This window comes from Mesorhizobium sp. M2A.F.Ca.ET.037.01.1.1 (genome assembly GCF_003998075.1).
In the GTDB taxonomy this organism is placed as follows: Bacteria; Pseudomonadota; Alphaproteobacteria; order Rhizobiales; family Rhizobiaceae; genus Mesorhizobium.
Genome location: NZ_RZSA01000754.1, coordinates 1 through 3,385, shown reverse-complemented (window position 1 = coordinate 3,385; position 3,385 = coordinate 1). Strand labels below are relative to the sequence as shown.

Below are 3,385 nucleotides of genomic sequence, written 5' to 3'. Positions count from 1 at the left end.
ATCGTTGAAGGGTCGCTTGCCAGAGCCTGTTCGAGGCCAGCGAGATCAGCCATGTCCTGCTCTGAGAGGGCAGCGAGGTTTTTGATTTCGGCTGCGGAAGGCATCACGTCCTTTGACTTGATTTCGAGACGAGCCAGCAGCTTTACGACCGCGCCGGCAGCTGTGTACCCACTCGGCAATGGTGTCTTTAGGTTCTTTTCGATCGCTTTGATTTCTTCCCGGAAGTCGGCTTCGAGCTCGGTGCGGTGACGTCCATGGCTTTCGAGAAGCGCGATGGCTGCGGGCAGAAAACCGATACGGTTTTGCTTATCGACGTAGAGGCGAGCGTTCGCGGAGTCGAAAACGGAGATCCGTGCAATTGACGCGGGGGGCAGCGTTCCGTCCTTCCAGGTTATGGGGGTCGGTTCCGTAGCACCCTCTTCGAGAAACCGGACAAGCACTTCGGCTGGCGGTTTGGTGCCGATCTCGAACACGTTGCCAAGAAGATCATCCGCCGTCAGACTACGGCAAAGCTTCTTCGCGATCCGGCAATAGCCGCTCTTTCCGCTTCCATTGTCGCCGTAGATAATGGTGATGCCATCGGTGGCGAAACGCAGTTGCTGCTCTTCGGCGAGGCGGTTCAAATGCTTGACGGGGCCGAGTGAGCAAAGCACCGCGCGCGGCTCGTTCGAACTGTTGGCCCTCAAATGCTCCGCCGAGAGCGGAGAGCATTCGGGCAGATCAGCGGTAAATCCACCGACGTGGCGGACCCGAGCTGTTACACCGGCCTTATCCTCCTGCTCGAGGTTGAAGCCCGGCCGCGCGGCGTGTCTTCTTAAGGCATCCCTAATCCAGTCGGGCTGCTTATCCGCCCATTCCAAAAGTCCAACCTCGGCCATTCCTGCCCCCCGAATCTTACCATCATTATACTTATTGATTAGTCCAGATTCGATGAATTCGCTTGTCTGGACAAATTTTCCTCGCGATCGCACATAGAGTGCTGGAGATGTACCCAATAAATGACCTCCCCCCGCGCCGCTAGGTCAGCAAACAAATGCTTCAGCGATCAAACGTCTCCACAACGACATCAGCAATCAAAGGCATTGGACCGCGCGCACGAATTTAGGTAGCCGGCAACGCGTACGAGGAGATAGAGCTGGAAGTGCGTGCCTTTCGATAGTCTATGGGCGGAATTCGACCGCCTCACCGATAGGCCGATCGAGGTTCGCCGTCACTGTCGGGCTGGGTCCGAGTCCGCGATAGGCGCCACGACAGCGCTCGCGATAGGCGCGCAACGCTTGGTCCATGGCGCCCGGACCGCCACACATTTGCGGATGACGTCCTGCCCGTCTTGGGTTTCAGCAGCGTGCGCCGGCGCTCCGATTTCCGCGACTTTTGGATCCCCTCCAATCGTGACGACCGATTATCGCCTGTCTCCATTTCGACCGTTATCTGGGCGGTAACACTTTTAGAAATCTATGCTGCTGGACATAAGCGGCGACCATACCGAGAATTTACTTTCAAATTCTGGCGGCAAAGTTCTATCGTAAATGAAAATAGGGGATGGGGTATGGAAACGAGTTCGGAGACTGGCGATGCTGCCGGTATATCAGCCGCGCCCGTAATAGAAGTCGTGGCGGACATCGCCGCCAGCTTTACATATGCGTCCTTCCAAAATGCTATTCCGGTGATCCGGTCTATCGCGCTCAACAACCCGACCCAGCAGGGTTTCGAAAAATGCACTCTCGAGCTGACATCGAACCCCCCTTTTTTGCGCGCCAAAAGCTGGACAATTGATCGGATCGTTGCTGGCGACCGGCTTCCCTTAAGCGATCGAAAAATCGATCTCGACGCCGGCTATCTGGCCGGTCTCAACGAGGCTGAGCGCGGGGAGATAACGTTGCGCCTAACCTCAGGAGGCGCAGTGCTGGCCGAGCAGCGCGTTGCGGTGCGCCTGCTTGCCCGCGACGAATGGGGTGGCGTCGTCGATATGGCGCAATTGCTCGCCGCATTCGTCATGCCGAACGACCCGGCGATCGCAGGACTGCTGCGTTCCGCAGCGGAGCTGCTCGCAGCGCATGGTCATCCTTCCAGCCTCGATGGCTATCAAAGCGGCAATCCGCAACGCGCATTCATGCTGGCGGCCGCAATTTATTCGGCCATTGCTGGCCTATCGCTGCATTATGCAGAGCCACCTGCGAGCTTCGAAAGCCGCGGCCAAAAAATTCGACGTCCCTCAATTATTACGGCAGAAAAGCTGGCAACCTGTCTCGATACCAGTCTGTTATTCGCGTCCGCCCTGGAGGCGACGGGCTTGCATCCCGTCGTTTTGATGTTTCAGGGACACGCGGCCGTCGGCGTCTGGATGACACAAAGGACGCTCGCCAACGCCATTGAACCCGATGCCATGGAGGTCCGCAAGGCGCTGGCATCGCGCGAACTCATCGTGTTTGAGACGACAGGCGTGACGCATCGGCCGGCGATGACGTTGGAGGCTGCCCAACACGCAATCGAACAGCGGCTCGACGAAACGCAGGTAGCCACCTTTGTCGCAGCCATCGATATACGCCGCTCGCGCAGCGGCGGCATCACACCGCTTGCTTCGCACGAACCGACGCGCCGCAGCGTGGATGCAGAGGCGGCAACCGAAATCGCGTTGCCGTTGCCAGCCGCACCGGCCGTGGTAGCCCTGCCGGTCGAGATCGTCGAGGTAAAGCCGACGACAGCGGCCGGACGGATCGACCGCTGGCAGAAAAAGCTCCTCGATTTGACACTGCGGAACCGCCTGCTCAATTTTCCGGACTCCAAGAAGACAATTCCGTTTCTTTGTACTGACGTCGGCTACCTCGAGGACCGTCTGATGGCAGGCGCTTCGATCCGGCTGATTTCGCTCCCCGAACAGAATCCACTGGGCGAGCGGGATGCTGTCCTCTATCGCGAGGTGCACGGACGTGACCTCCAGCGTGGCTTTGCCGCGGAAGCGCTTCTGCGCGACGAGCTCCCGTCGACGCTCGATGGGCGTCAATTGGAATCCCGGCTGATCGATCTTTACCGGCAAGTGCGCAACGATTTTGCCGAGGGCGGCGCGAATACGCTCTTCCTGGCGGTCGGCTTCCTGCGCTGGAAGAAGAAGGCCGAGGACGAGCGCAGCTATCGCGCGCCATTGCTGCTCGTACCGGTCAAAATCGAGCGCCGCAGCGCAACATCGCATTTTACCTTGCGCTTCCATGAAGATGAACCGCGATTCAACGCAACCTTGTTGCAGTTTCTCGAACGCGACTTCGAGCTCAAACTGCCACAGTTTTCCGGTGAGCTGCCCGAGGACGAAAGCGGCGTTGATGTGCCGAGGCTGCTCGGTCTTATGCGCCAGGCAGTGCGCGACGTCCCCGGCATGGAGGTGGTGGAC

The 3,385-nt window shown here is 58.7% G+C and carries 1 protein-coding gene and 1 pseudogene; one reads left to right on the top strand and one right to left on the bottom strand.

The genetic code is table 11. The features are described from left to right. Positions 1-878, bottom strand: a pseudogene (locus EOA27_RS28405) (hypothetical protein); the annotation flags it as partial. Positions 879-1,549: 671 nt separating this feature from the next. Here EOA27_RS28405 and EOA27_RS28400 point away from each other — a divergent pair. After that, positions 1,550-3,385, top strand: a 1,836-nt coding sequence (locus tag EOA27_RS28400) for a DUF4011 domain-containing protein (RefSeq protein WP_127257793.1), incomplete at its 3' end; no start/stop codon positions are given.